This window comes from Paenibacillus sp. FSL F4-0236 (genome assembly GCF_038000135.1).
Classification (GTDB): domain Bacteria; phylum Bacillota; class Bacilli; order Paenibacillales; family Paenibacillaceae; genus Paenibacillus_AQ.
The window spans coordinates 4,768,557-4,790,797 of the sequence record NZ_JBBOBK010000001.1; the positions used below are offsets into that span (position 1 = coordinate 4,768,557).

The window sequence follows — 22,241 nt, forward strand, 5'->3', positions numbered from 1 at the left end:
ATTTTGACTCTTATTGTATCATTAGTGTGGAAGCAATTCCAATTGTTTTTAAAAACTCTTTATTTGAACAGCTTATCTTTTGCAATATCGACGTATTTATATACACACAAGAACTATGAGACAAGCCAGAATTGCACTAGTCTATGGTCTAGTTTTTAATTGCGACTAAAGATTGTTTTACAATGCTCAAATATACAGTAAGATGGAGTTAGTTAAGCATAATTTTCATTCATTACCCAACATTTCCTAGTGGAAAGGAACTTTGAACATGAGTTCGAATAAGGACATCTTTATTGTGCTTACCGGTACAGGTACGGCCTTTAGTGGTTTTATTAAGTGGTTTACAAAAGCCGATCTGAATCATGCTTCGATCGCCTTTGACTATGAACTGCGGGAGGTATACAGCTTCGGAAGAAAAAAAATGCACAATCCATTTGTGGCAGGACTAATCCAGGAGAACTTTATCGACCCTTTTTATAGCAGTGCTAATTGTTCCATCTATCAGTTGCGTGTTAGCGCTGAGGAATACGATACGATGTACAATCACGTCCAAGGGATGATGCAAAATCAGGAGCGTTATAAATACCATCTTTTAGGATTAATCGGTGTGCTTCTGAATATTAAAATCGATAGAGAAAATGCTTATTTTTGTTCCCATTTCGTTGCCTCTTTATTTGAAGAAACTGCAGTTCAGCCTGTGAATAAGCCTTCCTGCTTCGTTACACCGGAAGATTTCGCGCTTTCACTCTGTGCACATAAGATTTTTACTGGCAAGCTATCCTATTATTTACGTAGAGCTCAGAGAGCCTCTGCGCGCCCATCCTCTTTACCATTACATACTACTTCGGTTGCCGCACGAATGATGCGAATGAATGAAGACCGGACTGAAGGGGTCGTATAAAAGGTTCTATGCTTGTGAAAAAGGACTAAGCGGATTTAAATCCGCTTAGTCCTTTTTCATTAACCATCAAATAACAAATTGGACCATGTACTGTTTGCACATAAGCTCAAAGCCGATGGATTGATATAGAGAAATTGCGCCTACATTTTCCTCAAGGACATTCAAATATACGTTAGATGTAACCCTTCCCCCCGCTCGGGTGAGCTCGGCACAGATCTTTTTCCCGTAGCCTTGCCTTCTCCATCTTACATCCGTTCCGATGTTCCCCAATTCAACGTAATCTTCGCTATAAATATGGTATCCACCTACCGCAATCAGCTCATGTTGTTCCATGACACCATAGAACGGATACTGTAATTCTTCTTTTGAGAACGCCATTGTATCTAAATCGGCCATTTTCGACTCAATGAGTTCAAAATAAGGGGGACCCAATTGTAAAACGCTTGTATCCACCGGCGGTAACGCTTCTTGATGGATATGCTTCATTAGAAGCAGTTTTTTGGGTGACCTAACAAGTTCAAGCTGTGAAGCGAGTACAGCCATAACTTCTTCATTCACGATTACATTACCGACAGCATCATCAGGTAAATTCAGTTGTTCTTTCATAAATGAAAGCACGGACCGGAGACAAAATGACTTCTCCACAGGGAATACGGAAAAAGCATAGAATGGAAGCCCTCTTAAAAAGGCCAATACGCCGAGCAATTCTCCCTGGTCAGTAAAATGTCCATAGTGTACCGAATTATGCTTACGAGCTGTAAGGTATGAATAGTATAAAAAATGCTGTTCCCTATTAATCGAATTCAAGATTGATTTCATTTCCGCTGGTGTTAACTCTCGAATCATGTCCCCTACCCCTATCAATGTTTGATACAATACTTCAACATTAACATGATCCTGTGAAGTCACGCAAAAAAGATAGGGTGATATAGGCTCCTACTCTACTTAATTCGATGACTCTGGAAATACTCCGACCAATCCGATGATATAACAACGGTAACTGTATCCGTTTTGGTGTTATACGCATTCTGAGCCGTAAAGGTAAAAGTAACAGGGCCATCTGGTAGCTTTTCAAAAGAGCTATCGTACATTTCACCTCTCCAGAAGGTTTTATCGTCGTTAGTTGGGCTGAGCTGCGTAGTGAACCCTCCGTTCATGGTTACTTGCACAGTATCCGGGAGACCTGTTGCTGTACCTTGCAGAACAAAACGTTCTCCTGCCCAAAATACGTTGTATCCTCTTGGACTTTCCTCATTTCCGCTTTTTTTCAAATTGTAGCCTTTACGATTGTTGTTCCACTCTTCGGTGTGCTTAACGCCACCTTTAATACTCAGTAAATTCACCATGAAGTATTTACGTGGAGAGATATTGCTCCAGTTGTAACCATCAAAGACTTCCACTTCAACGGCATATTTTTCATTCTCAATCAGTGAACCGACTGGAATCTGCCATTGCTTAGCGCTTGATACTTGTTCACCGGATTGGACCTTGATTGCACCAGTGGCCAAGTTAATAATTCGCACCTTATAACGTTGCTGCATATCTCCGTCCTCATCTTGATAATCCCATTTAATGATCGGTGTAAGTGTACTTGCGATCGTTGGTTTTGACGAGTCCGTACTGGTTGGATACGTAATATTAACTGTTGGAATTCTATTCACAACTGTTATACTATGGGATATTTCACGGTACAGCCCCAGAGAATCCGTTACAAGCTGTCTAAAGGTGAATACACCATTACTACTAAACTGCTTCGTAAAGTCCTTTTGAATGCTTGCTAGGGCTTCTGTTCCACTTGATGGTTTTAAGAAATACTTGTGGCTTATTGTATCTCCTTTTGGATCGTCCGGATCAGAGGCGGTACTCTTAATGTTCAGAACGTCCGTCCGGTAGATCGGTACCTTAGTCGCATCTTTACCAGTATCTGTGATCAGAGTGAATCCCGGATTAGGTGCGTTATCGATGATGAATGTTTTTTCATTTGATACATCTGACCATGAAAATTTGGAGTATACCCGACCTTTCACTGTAAAGTATTCAAACCGTTCAAATGTATTATTTGGGATTTGATATTGTCTGAGCAGTCCTGAAGGATCCGGATTTTCTATCGTGGAGACTAATAGATCATCCTTCGTAAAAAACTCTAATCTATATTTCTCCTGTGGATCATTTTCTGGATCTGCGTATGTCCACTTAATTAATGGATCTCCTTGGTCTGAGTCAATCACAGATGGGTTCGAAGCTGTACCTGAAGGACTAGTTAAAGTCATAGAAGGTGCCAAATTCTCTTTCACTTGGACTTGCAATCCAGCGATATTCGACTTATCTCCTATTTGATCGATTGCCCAATGTTCTAACGTATATACCCCTGGATCTGAGAAAGTAAGCGTAATATCCCGAGTGAGATATGATTTCATTTCACCAGTACTGTTCGTTACTTTCCAGTAGTATTCTAACGAGCCTTGATCTGATGTATCCTCATCGATATCTCCTGATGTAAATTGTTTCGTATCATACTGATTTACGGATGAAGGTCCGTTAATCTTAGCAACAGGAACATGATTCTTAACCATAAATGTACGCGTCGCATAAGAGCTTAACCTTCCATCAGAGGCTGTGAGCTGCATTTCCCAACCATCAGAAATGGCCTTTTTATGTGAGATACCGTTACGATTTATAAGATCACGAATGGTCATTGATTGATAACGGTTGTTTCCTGCCCAGTAGTAAGGAGAATCATTAAATTTTGCATTCCAGGCATAAGATAAAACATCTCCATCTTCATCCGGATCTGGTGTTAAGTTATCCATTGTGATGATCGTGTCGCGGTATATTTCGTTAGGCATTGTAAATGCTGCAGCCGGTGGATGATTAACTACCTGTACATTTTGACTGTACCAATCCGACCACAATCCACGATTATCATGTACTTGAAGATTAATTTGATAATTGCCTTCTCCAAATGAAGCGATATTCGGAGGTGTTGTTGCTCCACCCCAATGTTCCCATACTTTATTCCATCCGTCTTTGATTACAGTCCAGTAATATACATCCAATGGATCATTATCTGGATCGAAAGATTTGTCTGTAATGGTCGTAGATTTACGATAAGAAACGGTATTCGGATTAACGGTAAATAATGCAACAGGTGGTAGATTAACAGCAGCATTCCCCACAGTACGTTGACACCAATCGCTCCATACACCGACTCCATTATCTCCATCCACATCACGGACTCTTAAACGTATATCGTAACCGTCCTTTTCAAAAACTCCCCCAGGCGGCTGCCCGTCGATCCACATCTCATCTACACTCTTTTTATATTGCCATTGCCACTGCATAATCCCTTTATCAGAACTTGTAATATGATCTAAATCGTAGGACGTATCTGTTAATTGAACATTTCCGTTGATAAGCCTTGCTGAAAAAAGCGCTATTGGCTTGCGATGGACTTTAAAGCTCATCGTAGATGCGGCATCTTTACTCCACATCTGATATTCAGCAAAGCGAGCATCCTGTTTCGGTATATCCTTAGCTTGATAACTCACTACATATTGTCCGGTATACGGAAATGAAGTGTAAAGGCTCGTCCTCCATAGTCCCGAATCCCCTATAATCCCCATTGAGTTATCAAAATAATTCGGATCATGATCATATCTCACTCGATCAGCGTACTTAGCATCCCACTCATAATCTTCGTAGGTGGTGCCGCTATTCTCTATAGGACTATTAACGAGAACAAAAGCGTTTCGCTTCAGTCGGTTTGTAACTTTAAAGGTCATACTCGCGGATTCTGACATATTTGAAGGATCTGCTACTTTTACAGTCATCGTATAATCGCCCGGCGGGATCGAATCAGCCACAGCGTCTACAGGGATAGAGAAATACTGATACCCTTTCGTTTGAGATACTACCGTCTTCCTATAAAATATATTTGGTATCTCAGCGCTTACGATAAGATCATCATTATCTGGATCGTGAACATATCCCTCGATGTTAAGTATGTTTCTTCCAGGCTCGTTCTGCAGGACTTGATTATTAGGTGTATTTAACGAAATGGTAGGTGGACTATTAGGTATCAAAGGAAATACTCTTTGAAAACTCCAACCAATATACGGCCCTCCATATCCTTTATCTGGACTATATCCACCAAATGGGTCCTGTTGACCTGCACCAAAACTGTAATTAATAACTAATCCTTTTGGAAGTTCACCGTAACTTAAATTCCCTATATAGTTGTAGTAAGGAACATCTGTCACAAGATTAAATGTATGATCGAATGTATTCTCGTCAAACGGTCCATCAAAAAAGCTCCTATACAATGGGGTCCAATTGGTATTTGGATTTGACCAGTGGCTCGGACAATTATATTGGTAGACTGGTAAATCTAATGGTGCCCCCTCTGGTATTGCCGCCACACAGAGATCCGCTCGAACAACACGTCTATCTAGAGCACTGTTTGAACGATACAAGTTTACTCCTACAGTCAATGTTGCATCTGAACTAATATCAAATGTTAGTTGCTTAGTGGTACGATTATATTTAATATTCGTTAGCTTTTGGTTATTTATTGTCCCACGCATAGTACCATAGTTCCAACCAGCGTCATAAAAATCACCATCAGCGGGTATATTTATATCTTTATACGTGATGAAATTAGGATCACCAGTCGCAGCCTCTGCTGTCTGAAGATACACTCCCTGACTAGGAAAAGCCCCGAATAGGATAGTGATTATAATTACTAGTGAAAGTATTTTTTTTGTCTTTTTCATTTAAGCACCTCTCCTACCAGGACCAATCAACTTCTGGCGCTCGGTTTTTCACTTCTACAATCCGTGAGCTTAACTTTTGTCCATCTGAATTTGTAGATTTCCGATCAGATTCTGTCACAAACTCATCAATGGTTGGTTGACCAAACTCTTCAAACACAGTAAGTCGGACTTCATATTTCCCTACCTCGCTCAGTTCTAAATTTAAGCGATCCTTGTTCTCATTACTGAAGATCACCCATGCTTCTCCGCTAAAACTCCCGTCATTATTTGAATCATAGCGATACTCCCAGAGTCTCCGACCCACTACATCTTTATCAGGCGAATAGGAGATATCATCCAATGAAACCACCGCTTTATTACCGTAATCAGGACTTCGATATACCACTCCAGGCAGAGTAAAATAGTTGTACGGCGCTTCATCTGGCACAATATCAAAAGTAATCTCATCACTATCAGAATACCCAAGCGTATTTTCCACATAAATCGTAGCCTTATATTTTCCAGGTTTTTTAAATAAGATGTCTTTGCTTTCAAGTTCAGATAAAGTACCACTATATTTAATATCTGCATTCGTACCGCCAGATACAGCAGTGATGGTAACTCGTGTTTTCGATGGTATTAACGGAAAGCGTGTTGGACTCTGGCTTCTATTGAACAATGTCGTTTTACGATTTTGTTTAAGTATTCCTTCTATATTTAAAATTGCTGCTGGCTTCGGCTCAATGACGGTAACTTCTGTACTTGTACTACCTATTTGTCCATCATTGTCAACGACTGTGAGAGCTATAGGAAATGTCTCTCCAACTTGCTCTATGGTATACCATACATACCCCCTTGGGACATTTCCGATTTCTCCCTGCGCTCCAGATGTGCTCCAAGCATAATCAGTAATATATCCATCCGGATCATAGGAAGCATTTCCACTAACGAGCATATCAGACCCTGCTTTTATGTATCTAGCTGTTGATATTCTTGCAATAGGTGGCTTTCCTTCAGGTTCTGTTGGAATAGTTGGATTTGGAGGAAAAGTAACTTGAGGATTGTTTTTATAAACACCTGCTGAAATCTGTAGAGGCTGTTCCAGAGAGGTAATGGTTCCACTCTTTGTGACGATTGGCTTTTTAAAGCGGACGAGAACGGTTAAAGCATATTCCTGAGTAAAATATTCGCCCGTTACACTCGACTTTTTGATCTCAAAGTCAAACAAAGTGCTTACGTTAAATGTCTTTGCAGATTCCTTTTTCGTTTTGAGTGTATTGTTCCTGTCTTTCTCTTTAGCATAGAACACCCACTCATCAATATTTGAAGCATCATTGTATCCTTGCAGCTGCCCCATTAACAAAATTTGAACGGGTTCATCTTTATCTCCCAATTTCGTAGGATTTGGATTAGGTTTATTTAGAGTTACCGTACCGGTAAGTGTTGGTTCTGTAGGGAGAGTGTAATCAAAGGAGACATTTCCACTATATTTGTACGTAGTTACATTAGCCGAACCTGTAAAGTAGTAGCTTAAGTCTGTTTTATAACGTCTCCCCAGCGCATGACCACTTGGATCAAAATTTGAACTTAATTGTTCAGGATCATAATTTTTTAAAGCTGCGTTAGTTTTATAATAAATAATAAATTGATTACCATTTATAACATTATGATTAACATAGGTTGAAGGAAGCCTATCTTTAGGTACAACTAATTGGACGGTTGACTCTATGATCTGAGATGAATCAATTACCGCATTCACGTTTTGGTTGTACCATTTAATTCCCGAACGTGATACTGCTGATTGAGTTACTACCGTCATATCAGGGGGATCATTTCTAGGTGTACCATTTCCTTGTCCATTCCTATCGTTATGTTTCTGAGCATTAATGTATGGGTCCCATTCATTTATCTGCCATCTTACACCGTCTGAATATCGCCAAATGGAATTACCAGGATTCGTAAAAAAAAGGGTTCCAAACGAAGCATTATACCCGAGTACATTATCTATTCGTTGTTTTGCTTCAACGCCCTTTAAAGTAACCTTTATTTTCCCGTTCTCCATTGTAAGAGCAACTTTTTGATTAGTGCCATTATATTTAAGAGAAGAGACATTAATTGCCGAATTGGATACTCCACTTGGAAGATCTAAGTAGTAAGATTTTTGAGCAGTTGCAGACCCATTAAGAATTTCTGAAGGTATTGACACTGTTTTGCTTTGCGAATTAGCTGCCTTTATGTTCTGTGGGATATATACAAAAACTAGTATAATAGTAAGTAGAAAAGTCCAAATTTTCTTCATATAAATTACTCCCCTGGACGTTTAACAATGTATTTTTCTTCAAAATCGCCTCCAAGATTAACGTATATAGAAATAACTGAAGGGTCTTTAATGTACCCATACATCTGATAGCTAGATAGCTTTTCACCCGGTTTCAACACCCAATTATACAATGCTTCCTTATTGTTCAACTCTAACATTTTATTACCAGGTGCAGGTGCAATAAGATTAAAACCATCCACTTTCAAAACCCATTTTGCACTCGAATCTTTAGCACTTAATTGAATGACTTTACTCCCCTTATTTTCAACGGTGAGCTTAGTCCATACCATATATTTAGTAGGTGATTTATAAATATTATCAGAGTAATCATACAGCTTCATTAGAGATTGTGCTTCTTTAGACTTTACATCGTAAAACATCAGCTTCTCCAACGTGTACGTTAATCCTCCCGCGCTGATTGTTACCGGAAGATCCACTTCTTTTTTCAGACCAAATTTAAACAGATTATCCCTCATAATAGGCGTTGGCGTTGCGGTAGGTTTCACGGTCGCTGTTGGCTTAGCCGTAACTACTGATGTAATCGTTTCCGCTTTTGCAACCAGTCCCTGCCCCAAAACCACACTAAATAACATTGCCGCTACCAAAGTCGCCTCTACAACTCTCTTCTTCATCCCAAATCTCTCCCTAGTCTCAATTGGATTTCCTACTTATTGAACTTATACTCCTGAACTGCTGGTACTCTGATTGGCTCTTGTGTTTTGGCTCTGGAGATCAGCAACGGATGTTCCGTCTCAATGACGGCAATAACCGAGGGACCCTCTATGTATTTGGTAATGCCATATTCACTATCCTCGTATAAAAGCGGAAAAGTTACTCCATCGGAATCATCAACAATATCAAACTTCACAATCTTTACTTGATTCTTAAAACGGCTGCCTACTTGGGGAGAAAGGCCGTTATCAAGCCCAAGATTCGCCTGCAAGGCATGTTGAAAAGTATCGTAAGCAAGCGCGGGATCGATAATTAGACGACCTCGTGTGAGTTCAGTTTCATCTAATTCCTGCGCGGCATCATGAACAGCGATATTGTTTGCATCTTTTAGTATGCTGCGCAGCATGTCCCACTCCTGATTCTGGATCTGAAAGAACCAGGAGTAGATAAAGATCAGTAGGACAAATGCCAGCTTAATAATGTAATCCATAAATTAGGCTCATCCCTTAATCAATCGAGATATTCACTCATAATTGACCCATGTCCATAATATCGGGTCGGCTGAGAAACCGTGGAAAAGTTATAAGGAAACAAATTTATCCGTGGTGCTGTTACATACACATCAATTCGTTGCTTGCGTTCTTGAATGGTATCTGTACTGCTCGTAATTTCTATAGAACCCTCTGAGAACCCAATCGCCTTCAGATTTGAAATCACTTCGTTCCGCATAGACGCTGTGACCATCCCCTCCGTTGCAGCTTTTTGTGTGATGTAGGACGTATTAGCTTTGACCTGTAAATCTAGCAGATAATCAATATAGGTGAATATGGGCTGCAGGATAATAAACAGGACAAGCCACATGAATAATGCCCGGAGGACGGTCTCCTTCAATAGAAACGACTCCTTCTAATATTGCTCTACTTGCTTAGTATGTGTGATGATATCGTCTTGACTGCTGCCAATGATATGCGTAGCTACTGTGATAAACATCCCTGCGATCACAAAGCCAATAGCCAGAAACATTGCTATGGAGATAGAGTCTTTTTTCATAATCGAATTAAACCGAAGTATGGGTTAAGACCCGAGCAGTTGCAGTTTGGCTGGAATCCAGCGGTTGAATAAATGTCACACCCGGAATCGTCGGTTTGTTATCATCCGTAGCATCAATTACATCTCGAACTACAGGAATCAAAACGGCAATTACGATGGCCACACATAAAAATCCGATAGCAATAAACAAACCTGTAGAAATAGCGTCCTTTTTCATTGTTAAAATCTCCCTTTTATTTTATATTTTTTAAATAATATTGAATATACAATTTTTCACTGGAACATGCCGACCCCATTAAAATTCCCTTTGATCAGTAAAATGTACTGCATCGCCATCGCGACGATCATCAAAAAAGTAGCAATCGATGGGATAACATTAATGATCGTAGATAGATCACCGATAAAAGACCACTTTTTCAAATACTGATCGCTGGAGATTTTGGAGATAATCTTACCTTGCTCACGCAAATAATTCGCCGCTTCTGTGTCGTCATCCATACCCTCAGTAGCCAGCAAAATGGACCGAATGTCATTAATAAAACTATGATTATCCGGAAACTTTGCACAAAACCATTCAATCGCCCCCTCCACACCCACATCTACTGCTCGTTCTGACAACTCGTACAGATCCTGACGTATATATTGAAAATGTCCAGCCGTACTCCCGCAAAAAGTGCCAAATTGCGCATATCCGCGCTTGCGTAGCCGATTATTCTCATATAGACGGATGAAAGAGATCAGCTCACCGTCTTTTTTAATAACCGTTTTTTGATGAAGCCATGCAAGCACCCAGCCAAACGGAAGATAGCGCATCGGACTGCTGATTACGAGAATAAGTAGAGCAATTAGAGGGTCATAAATAGAAAAAGAATTAGAACGAATGAAATCACTGACGACTTGAGTTATTAAATAAATCAGCGCTGCAGAGTAACGGAAAAGCGTAATTTTACGGGCCGAAATCGATAAACCAGAATCATTTAATAATTGCTGAAGTCTATCCCCCTGCACCCGATCCCCAAGCTCATTCCACCGTAGTCCTAATCGGACAAGATATCTTTCCTGTTTACTACTACTGCTTACAAAGACAAGTAATGCGACATAAACAATCCCGATTACAGTAACTAATAGTAACAATCTGTCCATAGCTCATCACCTTAGTGGTAGTCCAGTTTAGGTCTGGCGAGAATAGTGCTGATCACAAAAGAAATAAAAAGACCGGAGACGATCACCATCAAAAAAGAAAGTCCTACTGTAGTCTCAAACTGCAATTGGAAATAGATATCAGGCTTCAGCATGTACATAAAGGTGCCAACCGTTGATACCAGCACCAAAAGATTCCCGTATAAGCCAAGGCTAATCGCATCTCTACTTCCCGCTTTTACAGTCAAAATGGTTTCTCTCTGTTGCTCCATAGAACGGTTTAACAGCATCAGTGAGCTTTTTAAATAACGGGTTCCTTCCTTCTCGGCATAGAGCAAATCCGATATAAATTCTAGGGCGAAAGTAGTGCCAATCGCATTGGAAAATCTCCCTGCTTCCTCAACAAGCTCCTTCTCATTACTGTAATTGGAAAATGCAGCCCCTAGCAGTTTCAAAGGACCCTTCAGCACATTCTTATCCGTAAGAAAATCCGCTGTCCGATCGAGAACGGAATCTACCGACAAGTGAGTGAATTTGGTGGAGATTTTGACTACATCGAGTAAATCATAGCTTCCATGCACCTTCCTCTGCGCGTAAATGTATCTCATACGAAAATAAGGAATCGTAGCAGAAATCACAGCCATAAAAAGTGGAAATCTCCAAGCCCCTTGAATAGAACGCCCTTCATTAAAAGTTATCCCCTCCAGAAAAGGATTGTTAAAGCTCAATTGCCCAGGAAGCTCGCTTAGCGTCAGTAGTCCTGATAGAAAAACCGCGATAAACACTATTGCTGTACGCGTCATAAAACGCATAACGCTAATTCCCGGCTCATATTTTCGGTGTACGAAATATAAAAGATTATCCAGATGACGGTAGAGCCACAGCCTTTTTTTTACCGAGCTAACTCTTTTGCCAAAAATACTCATTTTATGTTTGATACGAAAATCGACTTTCTGACCTACCTGTCGTAAATGCCGTTCGATTAGCGGTTTAATGAGCAGCCAAATTCCCCATACAATTAACAAATGAAGGACAAAACGAAGAATATACAATAATAAATCCACGGTTTCACCTCCTCACTCGTTAAGAATGATCTTAGATTTCAAGCTTTCTTTGATAGGCTGATCCATTGGTTTTGCTGCTGCAAGCTGTCCCAGCTCTTTCTGGAGCAACTGTGTTGCCTGCTCATTTTTCCTAGTCATCTTCAGAATCAGGTTCTTTGTCAGTTTGTCATTATAGGACCAACACATCTTCTGGGGTTCCCAGCGCATCAGATCATTCGCAAATACAGAGTTCTTTTCCTCGTCATAAAAGACTTCCGATATTCGCGTTAACCGCTTCTTCCCGTTCGGAACACTTTCCAAAATAAAGACCAACTCGCATGATTTCAGTGCAGAGATCAAATGCCCCTTTAGGCTCCCGCCAATCCTTGTCGACACGGCAAAAGCGCCTTGATAAGGAATATCCTCCGAATCAACGGTGTGGAAGGTTCCGGTGATGCCGTCATACCCTTTTTCCCCACTCCACAGATAAAATTCCCATTCGTTATAACGCATTTCCGTCATATACAAAATGTTTGGGTCATGCCGCAGCGATTCTACCCCTACCTCCATCAATTCCTCGTTCGCAGCCTGGATTGGAATAATTCGGTGCCCTTTAATCTGGTAAGGTAAAATCGACTCCGGATGCTTTTCTATCATTACTACACCCATACAGGATGAAGATCCGAGCAGTTGCTCACCGACGATCGTATTTGCAAAGGTTGTTTTTCCCGAGCCTACAGCGCCCGCAATAATGGTATTGCGAAAGGTAGACGATAACGCCCGAATCATTTCAACCGCTTCCGCAGGAATACATTCTGTACCCGCCTGATCTTCTAGACTCAGAAACTCTACAACCTGCCGCCGTAACGATATTGTGGTGAAGCCATCCCATACTCTCGGGGATACCCAAATGGCAAGCCTAATAAATCGACCAGGCCAGAGCGGGTCATCCATTTTAAACTCCACTGAAGGGTTGTCCTTGTTCAGCTTTTTGTTGGGATCACTTTTTAATAAGGAGCGCTTTAACTGTTCAACCCGATCTAGTGAAGGCATCTCATATGGATAAGCTACAAACTCACCTTTCTGGTTATAAAAGATCTGCTTTCCGATCATCTGTAGCCCGGTTGATTCACTGTATGCACGATCAGTAAACCAACGATACGCCGGACCAAAACCCTTCCACTCATGATAGAGCGCTTCTGCAGCCGTTCTGTATGCTTCTGGAACCTTGCCCGTAAAGGGTGTCTTCCTCAAGTATTTCTCTATCTCATTCATAAAAAAGCTAACCGCCTGCGGATCTCCAATTAGCGCCTTCGCATTTAACTCGAAGTAAGCATCATCCTCACGTTCCAGCCCTTCGTTCATATCGTTTTTCATTTTTTGCAAAAATGCATAAAAGTCTTCCTTGCCCGGTTTGCTCATGCGTAGGATACTTTGTTTTAGAGAGAACAACGGACGGCTCGGTTGATTTCCATTCATAGGAATATACCTTTCTTTTTAGCTTCTGGCGCCAGGCTCATGGACACGAGCAAAGAATGCACCTTATCATCCACATGCTGCAGCTCTTTTTTACCTAAAGGTAAGCTTTCCTGCAAAGGTTGGTAATACGGCAGCTCCAGCAAGATTTCAGTCCCGAAGCGAAGCGCTAGATTTTTAGGAGAAGATATTTCTTCCACATTACTGCGGTTAATAATCAGTTGAAAATCATGTGGACGTAGATCCATATGCCCAGCAAGCTCTAGTAGAGGTTCGAGTCTGTATTCATGCTTTGGATGAGTGACGATCATACGAAGTGCCGATTTGTGCATTCCGACATACCATGCAGCACTTTCCGGAATAGAGCCAAAGTCAGCAATAACCACATCTGCATTTGCCCCAGCCCTAGCCAAAAAATATTCAATCTCATCCTCCTGATAATCTTGTGCACTCAAGTAATCGTAATTACCTGGGAGATATGAGTAACCGTCTTGCTTAATCAATTGCTCAAGATCCTCATCATGAATCATCTTCCCTGTGAGCCTTGATCGAAGCCTATCCAGACTAATGGTCGCTTTGCGGTCATATCCGGGATCATATAAATCAAGTCCAAGGACAATAACACGAAGGCCTGCCGCGGCAATTCGTCTTGCGAACAGCTTGGCTACACTAGTGCAGCCGATCCCAGGACCAGATCCAAAAAAACCAACCAGATTACTTCGTTCCTCCCCGTCCTCGTCTAGAATAAAGCGAATCTTCTCTATCACCACTGACGAGGTAGAACGAGGAGGGATAAAATAGATTCCTAAGCTTTCACACAGCATATGTACAGCTTGGTAACCACTGATTCCCTTTTGCAAATATACATATAGGATCATTGAGCTCGGATAATTCCGGCGCAGTTCGCTAAGTGACTGAGCTTGAATCTGGTCACTGGTAACCATTAGCATATGGCTCTCTGCATGAGATGGATCAGGAAGTACGCTTTGTGTAATTACAATAAATCCTGCATTTTTGATATCATTAATGGTTAACTGATCTATGCCTAGACTAAATATTTTCAAGACTCTTCCCTCCTACTCGACCCGTACGATCCACAGCTTTTTTCCCTGCTCCAAAAATTGTCCGAGCCGCTCGCCATCACTTTTCTTCAGCTTCAATTCTGGTGTCGCCACCTTGCCAGTCGAAGTGAACCGATTATTGTTGTTTCCCTTTTCTGAATCCAGCACATCATTATTGTCTTCTGTTCGCACATAATTCACGGTGACTCCAGATATAAACACCTCCTTTGCAGGTTCACTAATTGAGCTCTGCACGATCAGTTCCTCCTCTTCCTTCTTGTTTGGGCTAAGCGATTCACTCCGCCTCTCTCGGTCTCCATCAACAAGATAAATATCTACCTTATCCCGGCTGCGCAGTGAACCATTGATGGCATAGATCGCTTCCTTTGGTATAGGAAAAATCCCTTCATCTTTGAGAGGTTCTAAATCACTAACATCCACTAAGGATGCCGTCAAAATACTTCCGTTGGTCAGATTTACATTCGTAATTTTATGCTCCACTTGTGCGATTTCTGTAATTACACCTGAAGGTATATCCTTGGTCTGAACAGAATCCAGATATAAATCACTTGCTTTCAGCTCATAGTTTTTTGGAAGAAGCTCCCCGCCTTCCACCTTGATTTTGACCACAGTTCGGGATAGTACGTAGGGCTTGAAGTAGAGATCATAGCCTAGCAATCCACCGACTCCAGTAATCAAAATGAGACTTGCGAAGAAATAATTGCGTTTCAACAGTTGCCCACGCTGTAGAGCCAAGCCTTCCACCTCCTCAAAAACACAGTTTTGAAAAACGACAAAAAGCAACTTGGCGTAAATAGCCAAGCTGCTGGTAAAATGCTTTTTTACCTGTAGAGATTTAGAGAGCTATTAGATTATAGAGTTCCGGTAAAAGCGCTCAGGTTCATACCATAGGCTCTCACCGGAAAATAACCTTTTATTTAAACACTACGGTCTTATTTTGATGGACGAGGATCCGGTCTTCGATATGCCACTTCACCGCACGAGCCAGAACAACCCGTTCAATGGTGCGTCCAATCCGCTTCAGCTCGATGACATCATCACCGTGACTAACCCGCTGTACATCCTGTTCAATAATCGGGCCACCATCAAGCTCTTCTGTAACATAGTGAGCAGTTGCTCCAATAATCTTTACCCCGCGTTGGTACGCTTGAGCGTAAGGATTACCACCAATAAAGGCCGGCAGGAAGGAGTGATGAATATTAATAATTTGGTGGCGATAGTGCTCAATAAACGACGTCGAGATAATCTGCATATACCGAGCCAGAATTATAACATCAATGTCGTCTCCGATGACCTCAAGCTGACGTTTTTCCGCCTCAGCCTTAGTATCAGCTGTAACTGGAATATGGTGAAAGGGAATGCCGAAGGACTCGACATACGATTTCATATCCAAATGGTTGCTCACGACGAGAGCGATGTCGGCTTCTAGATCACCAGCTTGCCACTGCCAGAGCAGCTCCACAAGACAATGGTCTTCTTTAGAGACAAATATGGCTAATCTTTTCTTATGACGAACATTGAAAATTTTCCAGTTCATCTTGAAACGTTCAGCCACCCCGCCGAACAAAGAACGTATCTCTTCCAGACGATCTCCTAATTCGGGAAGGTCAAACTCAACTCTCATGAAGAACATTCCGCCATCTGGATCCATTGTGTACTGATCCGATTGCACAATATTCGCGCCATGCTGATACAGAAAGTGTGATACAGCCGCCACGATTCCCGGTCCGTCAGGACAAGAAATGAGCATACGCGCCCGGTTGGAATAAGACTCAACACCTGACGAATTGTTTCTTTTTACGTGTAATTCCATGATCCTCATCCCATCCTCTCATCTACATGTGCAATCTGAAGTCTAACTTATGCGTGAACGAGCACTTACTTGCCTGCTAACCATGCAATCAAGCGATGATTAATGGCTTCCTCGCTCAATTGCGGGAACAGCTCGGCAGCGATGACTTCATCATATAGACGCTCCAGCGGTTCACGTGGATCAGCTTTTTTAGCCTTGGCATCGTTCTTCAGCATCTCCCAGACATTAAGCACAAATTGACGGGAATCGATCTCCTTATTAGCAAAAAAATCACGCAGTTTTTCAACATCCTCTATAAACTCCGGTCCAAATCGTTCCGCTACGTTACCACGGAGCAAAGCAATCTCTACCTCATACATCGGACGCTGTTTCTTCGCATCTTTACCAACCCATGGCGTCTCAAGAATGAATGGCAGACCTGTCAATTTCTCATGATGGACGATTTTGTTAATCGTATCAAAACCGATCCAACCCGAACCAATTGGAGTGTGACGGTCTTTACCTGCTCCACATGGATTTTTGCTGTCATTGATATGGATAACCCCAAGACGATTCAAGCCGATAATCTCATCAAACTTGTTTAGAACGCCATCCAAATCATTAACGATATCATAGCCAGCATCATGAATGTGACAAGTATCAAGACATACGGACAAACGCTCGTTATGTTCAACCTTATCAATAATAGAAGCAATCTCCTCGAAGCTGCGCCCGATCTCTGTTCCCTTACCAGCCATAGTTTCTAGGGCGATATGAACTTCCGTTTCATTGGTTCCCCCAAGAACCTCATTAAGTCCATCTGCAATCCGCTGAATACCGTATTCTGCATCCTTATCAGTGAATGCACCCGGATGTAATACGATATGCTTGACCTCAAGCGCATGCGTACGGCGGATTTCCTCTTGTAAGAAATCAACAGCCAATTGATACGTATTCTCTTTATAGGAAGCGAGATTAATAATGTAAGGTGCATGGACGACAATTTCCTCCACACCGTTTTCTTTCATTGCTTGCTTTCCTTCAACCGGATACATGGCATCAATCGGCTTGCGGCGCGTGTTCTGTGGCGCTCCTGTATATATCATAAATGAGCTGGAACCATACTCATTTGCTTCATTTGCTGCGGTCAAAAGACCCTTGTCCGAGCAAGACACGTGTGAACCTATTTTCAGCATACTTCTTCCCTCTTTCCTTCACGAATTACCCCCTATTCTACCGTGATCAGAAAAATAAATCTAGACAAGGTCAATATGCTGGGTTCTGCTTCGCAAAACTTTGGAAATAAGCTATACTTTAATATGAGATTAAATTATGTGAGAATACTCATTGCCAAAAGGTGGTGTATGCATGTCTATCCAATCAGGACTTGGTTTATTATCCGCAACACCGAGCAATTGGTTCATGAACTCTATCGCTTTCTGGACATTTATGCTGCTGGGTTCCATGTGTATCGGCGGTTTTTTTATGTTCCGGAAATTCCTAAAGGTGTTGCCGAAAGCTGATGGAAAATCAAAGCTGGACTGGCAAAATTACTGGGTAGAACGCAGCCGTTCACTCTGGAGTGATGAATCAAAAGCTTTCTTAGACCAGCTTGTTCAGCCTGTGCCCAGCCCTTTTCGCGATATCGCCAAACATTCCATTGCTGCCGAGATCGGTAAGATCGCTGTGGAAAGTAATGCAAAAGAGGTTACTCGTGATCACTGCATTAAAGGTTACATAGTCGCCACACCACGGCGTGACAATCGTTTCCTCGTCAATTTTCTTGAAAAGAATAAAATCGACTACTCTGCTTACCAGCATTTGTTCAAGTGATTGATAATCTGATGTTGCGTTCAGAACGGAGGCCCACCTTATGAAATATGTGATATGTGGCGGCACCGGTTTTATTGGCAGCGAACTAGCAAAATACTGGCTACTAGCAGGCAATGAAGTTGCAATCGTCGGTCGCAATCTACCTAAGACTGCACCTTATCATCCTAAGCTGAGTTACCACACATGGGACAGCCTTAACAAAGATCAAGCACCCATAGAAAATGCGGATGCCTTGGTCAATCTTGCTGGCGCTTCTCTTAGCCAACGTTGGAGTCCAAGTGGTAAAAAGGCAATCATGCAATCCCGTCTTGCAACCGTTTCCGCTGCTGCTAAGCTACTCGACCGTTTGAAACACAAACCTTCTGTAGTCATTCAGGCGTCAGCTGTGGCTATTTACGGAACCTCTTTGCAAGATACTTTTAATGAATCATCGCCAGCCCATGTCATGGACTTCCCTTCTGACGTGGTTATGACATGGGAAGAAGCTACTGATGAAGCATACATGAATATCCGTGTGATCAAGTTGCGTACTGGGGTTGTGCTCGGTAACCGAAACGGAGCATTCCCCAAGATGAAGCTTCCCTATTTACTGGGTTTTGGTGGTAACATCGGCGCGGGAAACCAGTGGGTATCCTGGATTCACCTGACGGATATCGTCCGTCTAATCGATTTTTGTATTCAGAATCCCACCATCGCCGGTCCTGTTAATGCGACTGCACCACATCCGGTCACGAACGAAGAGTTCGGTAGAACGATCAGCAAAGTATACAAACGGCCGCATTGGTTCCCACTACCCGCCATCCTGTTAAAAACAGCAGTAGGTGAATTGTCTGAGATCTTGCTCAAAGGACAACGCGTCCTTCCATCGGCGGCATTAGAGCAGGGCTTTAACTTTACCTTCCCTACACTTCAAATCGCTTTAGAAGATTTGAAAAGCCAAAAATAGCAGAATCAACACTCTTTACTTGCACTCTTCATCCCATGTGGAATGTGTAACTTCCTTTTACAATCTTGAATACGGTCCCCTCTGACAGCGGGTACTCTTTGTAAGGGATCATGGCTTCGCCTTGAAAAAGCGTTCCATTTCTGGAGTCGAGATCCTTAAGTACGTATCCGCTTGGGCTCCTAGATATCTCCGCATGTACTCTTGAAGCTCCTTCTGATCTTTCTACATACTGAGCTACTTCTGCCGATCGGCCAATGATAAAACTAGTTCGGTTTAACGCTATAGTTTCCGACTCTACCTCTTCCTCATCGCTTCTTTTGAGATAAGGAACATTTCGAGCTAGCTTCTCATTTCGTTTGCCTTGCTCAGGTGTTTCCTCCCGTGATAATAAAGCGGTTGGGGCTATTGGACCTGGTGGTATTACAGAACTATCCTCCTCTTTCCTTGATTCAGATCGCACAGACGGAATGTTAGATAAAGGGTCGGATGGATGCTGATCTCCCTTTGGAATCGATGCTGCTGGACGCACAGGGGTCACAGGATTCCTACCGAAATCCCACTCCAGTTCTCTTCGATTCGGACTCCGGTTTGTATCTTCAGAATCCTCACTCGTATGTTCCTTTTCTTCGTCACTTCCAAACCTAATTCTTTCGCTCCATACCATCCAGCTAAAAGTAGCCAAGGCAATCGTTGCGATCCCACAAACGGCTAGCCATAACGGTTTTGGGTTATTCAAATATAGGAATTTCCATAATAATGCATCACCCAATAAGCAACCTAGAATAATATAGGTTCTTGAGCTTGAGGGTTGTGAATTCGTCAACTTATTATCGTCTGTAGACCGAAGAGACCTTTCCTCTTCTTTCACCCTAAGATTCGGACTGGAATAGCTATTTAACCACGGAGCTGAATTCTGCTGCGTACGCAGACCCTTATCCTCGTTCCGCTCACTCATTTTTTTCTGGGGAGCAGGTACCTCATTCACAAACAGTTCCCTTACTCTCTCTTGCATTCGTCTTTCAGGCTCTGCCGGACGTACTTCTGTCAACTTAGGTGATGTGTATGCCATTTCTGCGTTATTACTGAATTGTCCTTTACTAGAGTCGCCCTCTGTCAACAGCTCTGAGAGAAGACCCTTTAAGCCCGCTGGTGTAAATTCTTCTTCCCCACAGTATTGCAGTACTCTTTGAACACCACTCCCAGTAAGCTCTGTGATAGAAGCCATCATCACCATGATCAGCGATTTGAGAGACTCTCCCAGCCTAGAAACAGGCTCATTCCCCTGAACAGGGATATAGGTGAGATATACCTTACCACTCTGCAATGATCCTTCAATAAAAATATAATCTTCATGCAAAGCATACTGATCCGCCCGAAGCATATATAACCTGCCATCTTCCATCCCTTGCGCAATTTGTAGAAGTAATCCAAAAAATGAGGTCATGCTCAACTTCTCACTTTTGAGCAAATGACTGAGCATTTTTTTACGCAGAACAGCATATTCCATCGTAACCTTTAAATCAATTTCCCTAAGTAACAACCTTAAATGATGAGGAATGTCAGTGTTCATCAGCATACGAGCTTGAACCATATTAAGCTTACCTACCGGCATTCCTTCTGGTTCGCCAAGCATCATATATATACCGTCCTGCTGCATAAAGTCACGGGATAATCCGTACAACAAGCATCACCACCTCCTATTTTAAAAATAAAGATAAGCGCAAATGGTACCAGGGACTACAGCCAGCATAAAGGGAAATCTCAACAGTTCATTATCTTTATTTCTTAATAGGAATGAACTCTTCAATAATATAAATCCGGAAATTGTGTTAAAGATCTTACGCGTACGCCTGCCTGTCTCCCGTCTCTTTAAGACAATTAGCCAGCCTATCAAGGCCCCAAACAGTACGGAGTACATCACGACCTGCAATGTAAATAGCATTCCTGTCCACGCCCCAATCCCGGCAAAAAGCTTAACATCCCCTGCACCAACCGCCCCTATCAAATGCATAATTAGAAGCACTGCAAATCCTGCAGCGCCACCCACACCAGCCTTAAGCAGTCCATCCCAGCCGTTCATCAGCGCTTGAGCAAGCAGACCAGCAAGCAAGCCTGAGACAGTGATCCAGTTTGGTATTCTCATCGACTTTATATCCGTAATAAATGCAGCTGCCAGAAACGGCAGACATCCCCAGAAGGCCCACTCCGCCATGGATTACACTCCTTTCCCCTTCACTCATTTCACTACTGTGAACATCACCTCAATAGATCTACCGTCATCGAGCTGAATTACAAATGGCCACGAGCCCGGTGTGGTATTCACACCAATTTTCCACTCCCACTCGATATATCCGTCCGCATCCGCTTGTTTCCAGCCTAAATATTTAGCAGTGCTTCCCCCGCTTTTATAAAAAACGGATAAGCTAGCGGAAGCATTCGGCGGAATTTTAGCACGAACTTTGCCTTGCTTATTGGCTACAGCTGGATTCGGTTTCTCCAAAATCTTAATAAAATCCTCTGGTTGACCAGTGCCGTCATTGCCCTTATTTGTACCCTCTCCTGTATCCCCGATCCAAAGACGTTCAACAGCACTTGCCTCAAGTACAATGCGTTGGTTTAGAAAGGGAACCTTCATCGGCAGCTCATAGCTAACCACCAATCCAAAGTAAGGTCGGGTACCATTCTTTAACTCAGGCACGATAATGTTGGATACATGAATTCGGTCATAATCCAGTAAGTCTGATGACAGATACGGCTTTAATAGGGGTTTTATCGCTAGATCCAGTACACTTTCTGAGGTCTCAGCCTGTAGCTTCTGCAGAGGTCCCTCGCCCTTCTCTAAAGCTGACATGACCCACTCATTCAGCGGCTTAGGTAATGACATTGCATAACTACTGCCCCAATCTGTAAGTGACAAGCGAGGAATCGTCCAATTCGATTCGGCTTGATTGCCAGCGGATAGGTCGGTGCCATCCTTCACTGGATTAGCGCCAGCTTCGCTTGTTGCTCCCCATTTCTGCACAGCCAAAGCTGCCGGGTACATATGCGTTGAAATAGATTTCACAGTATCAGATGCTGTGCTTTGTAAGGCTGTTGAATACAAGGTCATCTGTACGATAGAAATTAGGAACAAAACAAACAGTAGGAAGATCGGAAGTACCATCGCCGCTTCTACTACCATGCTGCCTTCTTCCTGCGTCTTCCTCCTAATCCGGTACCCGTCCCCCATATCCTT

General features: G+C 42.4%; 21 protein-coding genes. 3 read left to right on the top strand and 18 right to left on the bottom strand.

Annotation, left to right across the window (positions count from 1 at the left end; all coding sequences use genetic code 11):
- Window positions 1-268: 268 nt before the first annotated feature.
- The gene (locus NSQ29_RS21390) at window positions 269-901 is read left to right on the top strand and encodes a hypothetical protein (protein WP_341126023.1); all 633 of its coding nucleotides are present in this window, start codon (window positions 269-271) and stop codon (window positions 899-901) included.
- 66 nt (window positions 902-967) lie between these two features.
- On the opposite strand, the gene NSQ29_RS21395 is transcribed toward NSQ29_RS21390, so the two are convergent.
- The 15 genes from NSQ29_RS21395 to NSQ29_RS21465 form a co-directional block, all read right to left on the bottom strand.
- Window positions 968-1,747, bottom strand: a complete 780-nt coding sequence (locus NSQ29_RS21395) for a GNAT family N-acetyltransferase (protein ID WP_341126024.1) — start codon at window positions 1,745-1,747, stop codon at window positions 968-970.
- A gap of 95 nt (window positions 1,748-1,842) precedes the next feature.
- Entirely contained in the window at window positions 1,843-5,673 is a 3,831-nt protein-coding gene (locus NSQ29_RS21400) for a hypothetical protein (protein WP_341126025.1), read from the bottom strand.
- A gap of 13 nt (window positions 5,674-5,686) precedes the next feature.
- Window positions 5,687-7,951, bottom strand: a complete 2,265-nt coding sequence (locus NSQ29_RS21405) for a PKD domain-containing protein (RefSeq protein ID WP_341126026.1) — start codon at window positions 7,949-7,951, stop codon at window positions 5,687-5,689.
- A 5-nt stretch (window positions 7,952-7,956) separates the two neighbouring features.
- On the bottom strand, window positions 7,957-8,604 hold the full coding sequence (locus NSQ29_RS21410; RefSeq protein WP_341126027.1) for a hypothetical protein: 648 nt from the start codon (window positions 8,602-8,604) through the stop codon (window positions 7,957-7,959).
- 32 nt (window positions 8,605-8,636) lie between these two features.
- A complete protein-coding gene (locus tag NSQ29_RS21415; protein ID WP_341126028.1) occupies window positions 8,637-9,134 on the bottom strand; it encodes a hypothetical protein in 498 nt (165 codons plus the stop codon).
- A 20-nt stretch (window positions 9,135-9,154) separates the two neighbouring features.
- On the bottom strand, window positions 9,155-9,535 hold the full coding sequence (locus NSQ29_RS21420; RefSeq protein ID WP_076284074.1) for a hypothetical protein: 381 nt from the start codon (window positions 9,533-9,535) through the stop codon (window positions 9,155-9,157).
- 15 nt (window positions 9,536-9,550) lie between these two features.
- Complete coding sequence (locus NSQ29_RS21425; protein ID WP_156113062.1) at window positions 9,551-9,694, bottom strand: hypothetical protein; 144 nt, start codon at window positions 9,692-9,694, stop codon at window positions 9,551-9,553.
- Between the two features lie 7 nt (window positions 9,695-9,701).
- Window positions 9,702-9,911: a hypothetical protein gene (locus NSQ29_RS21430; protein ID WP_076298286.1), complete on the bottom strand. Its 210-nt coding sequence runs from the start codon at window positions 9,909-9,911 to the stop codon at window positions 9,702-9,704.
- A gap of 56 nt (window positions 9,912-9,967) precedes the next feature.
- A complete protein-coding gene (locus tag NSQ29_RS21435; RefSeq protein WP_341126029.1) occupies window positions 9,968-10,837 on the bottom strand; it encodes a hypothetical protein in 870 nt (289 codons plus the stop codon).
- 11 nt (window positions 10,838-10,848) lie between these two features.
- A complete protein-coding gene (locus NSQ29_RS21440; protein ID WP_340974623.1) occupies window positions 10,849-11,898 on the bottom strand; it encodes a hypothetical protein in 1,050 nt (349 codons plus the stop codon).
- A 12-nt stretch (window positions 11,899-11,910) separates the two neighbouring features.
- Window positions 11,911-13,356, bottom strand: a complete 1,446-nt coding sequence (locus tag NSQ29_RS21445) for an ATPase, T2SS/T4P/T4SS family (RefSeq protein ID WP_341126030.1) — start codon at window positions 13,354-13,356, stop codon at window positions 11,911-11,913.
- Window positions 13,353-14,417 (bottom strand): hypothetical protein, encoded by a 1,065-nt coding sequence (locus tag NSQ29_RS21450; protein WP_341126031.1) that lies wholly within the window; start codon window positions 14,415-14,417, stop codon window positions 13,353-13,355. The genes NSQ29_RS21445 and NSQ29_RS21450 overlap by 4 nt, the downstream gene beginning before the upstream one ends.
- A 12-nt stretch (window positions 14,418-14,429) precedes the next feature.
- Window positions 14,430-15,170 (bottom strand): SAF domain-containing protein, encoded by a 741-nt coding sequence (locus NSQ29_RS21455; RefSeq protein WP_341126032.1) that lies wholly within the window; start codon window positions 15,168-15,170, stop codon window positions 14,430-14,432.
- A 178-nt stretch (window positions 15,171-15,348) separates the two neighbouring features.
- Entirely contained in the window at window positions 15,349-16,248 is a 900-nt protein-coding gene (gene purU / locus NSQ29_RS21460) for a formyltetrahydrofolate deformylase (protein ID WP_341126033.1), read from the bottom strand.
- 65 nt (window positions 16,249-16,313) lie between these two features.
- A complete protein-coding gene (locus tag NSQ29_RS21465; RefSeq protein WP_341061338.1) occupies window positions 16,314-17,423 on the bottom strand; it encodes a deoxyribonuclease IV in 1,110 nt (369 codons plus the stop codon).
- Between the two features lie 172 nt (window positions 17,424-17,595).
- Between NSQ29_RS21465 and NSQ29_RS21470 the strand changes: the two genes are divergently transcribed.
- Both NSQ29_RS21470 and NSQ29_RS21475 read left to right on the top strand, forming a co-directional pair.
- Complete coding sequence (locus tag NSQ29_RS21470; protein WP_042124904.1) at window positions 17,596-18,060, top strand: DUF2621 domain-containing protein; 465 nt, start codon at window positions 17,596-17,598, stop codon at window positions 18,058-18,060.
- 40 nt (window positions 18,061-18,100) lie between these two features.
- Window positions 18,101-19,006, top strand: coding sequence for a TIGR01777 family oxidoreductase (locus tag NSQ29_RS21475; protein ID WP_341126034.1), 906 nt, complete (start codon window positions 18,101-18,103; stop codon window positions 19,004-19,006).
- 28 nt (window positions 19,007-19,034) lie between these two features.
- On the opposite strand, the gene NSQ29_RS21480 is transcribed toward NSQ29_RS21475, so the two are convergent.
- Genes NSQ29_RS21480 through NSQ29_RS21490 form a run of 3 tightly spaced genes read right to left on the bottom strand, consistent with a single transcriptional unit; the run spans window position 19,035 to window position 22,235 of the window.
- Entirely contained in the window at window positions 19,035-20,690 is a 1,656-nt protein-coding gene (locus NSQ29_RS21480; protein ID WP_341126035.1) for a DUF6382 domain-containing protein, read from the bottom strand.
- Window positions 20,691-20,708: 18 nt separating this feature from the next.
- A complete protein-coding gene (locus NSQ29_RS21485; protein ID WP_341126036.1) occupies window positions 20,709-21,218 on the bottom strand; it encodes an A24 family peptidase in 510 nt (169 codons plus the stop codon).
- A gap of 24 nt (window positions 21,219-21,242) precedes the next feature.
- Window positions 21,243-22,235 (bottom strand): TadE/TadG family type IV pilus assembly protein, encoded by a 993-nt coding sequence (locus NSQ29_RS21490; RefSeq protein ID WP_341126037.1) that lies wholly within the window; start codon window positions 22,233-22,235, stop codon window positions 21,243-21,245.
- Window positions 22,236-22,241: the final 6 nt, after the last annotated feature.

Bases quoted from the DNA above. Each gene is read 5' to 3' on its own strand.
- NSQ29_RS21390 (WP_341126023.1), top strand. From the start codon at position 269: ATGAGTTCGAATAAGGACATCTTTATTGTGCTTACCGGTACAGGTACG.
- NSQ29_RS21395 (WP_341126024.1), bottom strand. From the start codon at position 1,747: ATGATTCGAGAGTTAACACCAGCGGAAATGAAATCAATCTTGAATTCG.
- NSQ29_RS21400 (WP_341126025.1), bottom strand. From the start codon at position 5,673: ATGAAAAAGACAAAAAAAATACTTTCACTAGTAATTATAATCACTATC.
- NSQ29_RS21405 (WP_341126026.1), bottom strand. From the start codon at position 7,951: ATGAAGAAAATTTGGACTTTTCTACTTACTATTATACTAGTTTTTGTA.
- NSQ29_RS21410 (WP_341126027.1), bottom strand. From the start codon at position 8,604: ATGAAGAAGAGAGTTGTAGAGGCGACTTTGGTAGCGGCAATGTTATTT.
- NSQ29_RS21415 (WP_341126028.1), bottom strand. From the start codon at position 9,134: ATGGATTACATTATTAAGCTGGCATTTGTCCTACTGATCTTTATCTAC.
- NSQ29_RS21425 (WP_156113062.1), bottom strand. From the start codon at position 9,694: ATGAAAAAAGACTCTATCTCCATAGCAATGTTTCTGGCTATTGGCTTT.
- NSQ29_RS21430 (WP_076298286.1), bottom strand. From the start codon at position 9,911: ATGAAAAAGGACGCTATTTCTACAGGTTTGTTTATTGCTATCGGATTT.
- NSQ29_RS21435 (WP_341126029.1), bottom strand. From the start codon at position 10,837: ATGGACAGATTGTTACTATTAGTTACTGTAATCGGGATTGTTTATGTC.
- NSQ29_RS21445 (WP_341126030.1), bottom strand. From the start codon at position 13,356: ATGAATGGAAATCAACCGAGCCGTCCGTTGTTCTCTCTAAAACAAAGT.
- purU (WP_341126033.1), bottom strand. From the start codon at position 16,248: ATGGAATTACACGTAAAAAGAAACAATTCGTCAGGTGTTGAGTCTTAT.
- NSQ29_RS21465 (WP_341061338.1), bottom strand. From the start codon at position 17,423: ATGCTGAAAATAGGTTCACACGTGTCTTGCTCGGACAAGGGTCTTTTG.
- NSQ29_RS21470 (WP_042124904.1), top strand. From the start codon at position 17,596: ATGTCTATCCAATCAGGACTTGGTTTATTATCCGCAACACCGAGCAAT.
- NSQ29_RS21475 (WP_341126034.1), top strand. From the start codon at position 18,101: ATGAAATATGTGATATGTGGCGGCACCGGTTTTATTGGCAGCGAACTA.
- NSQ29_RS21485 (WP_341126036.1), bottom strand. From the start codon at position 21,218: ATGGCGGAGTGGGCCTTCTGGGGATGTCTGCCGTTTCTGGCAGCTGCA.
- NSQ29_RS21490 (WP_341126037.1), bottom strand. From the start codon at position 22,235: ATGGGGGACGGGTACCGGATTAGGAGGAAGACGCAGGAAGAAGGCAGC.